This window comes from Streptomyces viridosporus (assembly GCF_002078235.1).
Classification (GTDB): Bacteria; Actinomycetota; Actinomycetes; order Streptomycetales; family Streptomycetaceae; genus Streptomyces; species Streptomyces viridosporus.
In genome coordinates this window covers 1-1,769 of record NZ_MSGP01000791.1, presented here as the reverse complement: position 1 = coordinate 1,769, position 1,769 = coordinate 1, and the positions used below count along the sequence as shown (strand labels likewise).

2 protein-coding genes are annotated in these 1,769 nt (G+C 75.8%); one reads left to right on the top strand and one right to left on the bottom strand.

Going from position 1 to position 1,769, the window contains the following annotated elements; translation table 11 throughout:
- Positions 1-301, bottom strand: a 301-nt coding sequence (gene ureA / locus B7L92_RS37590; protein ID WP_081241588.1) for an urease subunit gamma, incomplete at its 3' end; no start/stop codon positions are given.
- A gap of 125 nt (positions 302-426) precedes the next feature.
- Between ureA and B7L92_RS37585 the strand changes: the two genes are divergently transcribed.
- Positions 427-1,644 (top strand): PucR family transcriptional regulator, encoded by a 1,218-nt coding sequence (locus B7L92_RS37585; RefSeq protein WP_081241587.1) that lies wholly within the window; start codon positions 427-429, stop codon positions 1,642-1,644.
- Positions 1,645-1,769 lie beyond the last annotated feature (125 nt).

The window sequence follows — 1,769 nt, the reverse complement described above, 5'->3', positions numbered from 1 at the left end:
GGCCGAACGGTTCGGCCACGTGGACCAGCGTGGAGCCGTGCGGGAAGAGCGCCTCCACCTGGAGGCTGGGGACGGTGCCGGCGACCCCCGGCAGCAGCCGGTCGCGCGGCACGACCTCCCGGGCCCGCTCGACCACGGTCTCCAGCGGTACGCCGTCCCAGGCCATCTCCAGGACCTCGTCGCACACCAGGGCGACGGCCTCGGTCGCGCCGAGCCGGGCGCCGCGGGCGAGCCGCCGCCGGGCGAGCTCGGCGGCCGAGAACAGCGTCAGCCGTTCCTGCTCGCGGGGAGTCAGATGCATGGGTGTTCCCCTCGGGACGATGCGGGCCCGTTGGCCGCGCGGTGGGGTATGCACAGCACAATGCCCTGCGAGGGGGACGTGAACAATGCTGAAACGCTCCGTGCTGACCCCCCGATAATGGGCACATGCACAATGCGCCGGACAACGACGCTCCCGCCCGTACCTCCGCTGCCGGAGGCGGCGGCGACGGCAGCGCGCCCGTTCCCCCCGAGCTGCGCACGCTGGTGCGCGACTGCCTGGACGACCTGGACGACCTGGTCGGACGCTACGTCCCGGAGGTCTCCGCGTTCGACGACTACGAGGCCGTGGTCCCGCCCGAGGACCTGCGCGACACCGCCCGGTCCTCCTTCGAGCTGCTGCTGCGCCTGATCGGCGGCCTGCCGGTGCCCGAGGAACTGCGCGCGGTCTCGGAACGGCTGGGCCGCCGCCGCGCCCACCAGGGCATACCGCTGGAGCCGCTGCTGCAGGCGGTGCGCATGGACTTCCGCGTGCTGTGGACCGCGTTCCTGGAACGCACCCGCCCGGAGGACCTGCCGCAGCTGACGCGCGGGGCGGTGCGGGTGTGGGAGGCGGTGGAGTTCCACACCGTGCAGGTGCACGCGGCCTACCTGGACCAGGTCGCCGTGCTGGCCCGCGAGCGGGAGCGGGAGCGGACCGCGCTCATGGGCAGGCTGCTGTCCTCGGACGGCCGCGACCAGCGCCTGGTCGCACAGGTGGCCACCCTGCTCCAGGTCAACGCGCAGTCGGACTTCGCCGTGGCGGTGGCACCACCGGAGTCGCAGCAGGCGCTGCGCCGGGCCGTCGCGGCGCGGTCGGCGGGCCACTCCTCCCACCTGCAGCAGCACAACGGCATGCTGGTGCTCGTGGCCAGGCTGCCGGACGGGGCGGACGCGTCCCCGCCAGCCTGGCTGGACGGCGTGGCGTGCGCCCTCGGCCCGGTCGCACGCGGACTGGCCCGCGTCCCCGACACGGTACGGGTGGCCGAGGCGATCGCCATGACGATGGACGGCGGGACGGCGCACGGCCCGGTGACCCTGGTCGAGGCGTGGATGCCGGTGGCGGCGGCGCGGCTGGGGCCGATCGCCGGGGTGCTGGCCGACGCGGTCCTCGCCGGCCTGGACCGGTTGTCGCCGCACGAGCGCCGGCGCCTGCTGGACACCGTGGTCGCGTACTGCGAGTCCGGGTCGGTCGCGGCGGTCACCCGCGAGCTGTACTGCCACCGCAACACGGTGCTCAACCGCCTGAGCCGGTTCACCGAGCTGACCGGCCTGCACCCCACCCGGCCGACGGAGGCGGCCGCCGTCCTGTTCGCCCTGCAGTGCGAGCGGCTCCGCGGCGGGTGACCGCCCGCCGCGGACCGGGACGGCCGGGGCCGCGGCGGGCCGGACACCGGGAGCGTCGCCGGCCGGGGGCGCCCGTCCCGGCCCGCCGACCCGCGCACGACACGCGAACGGGGCGGGGCGCGGTC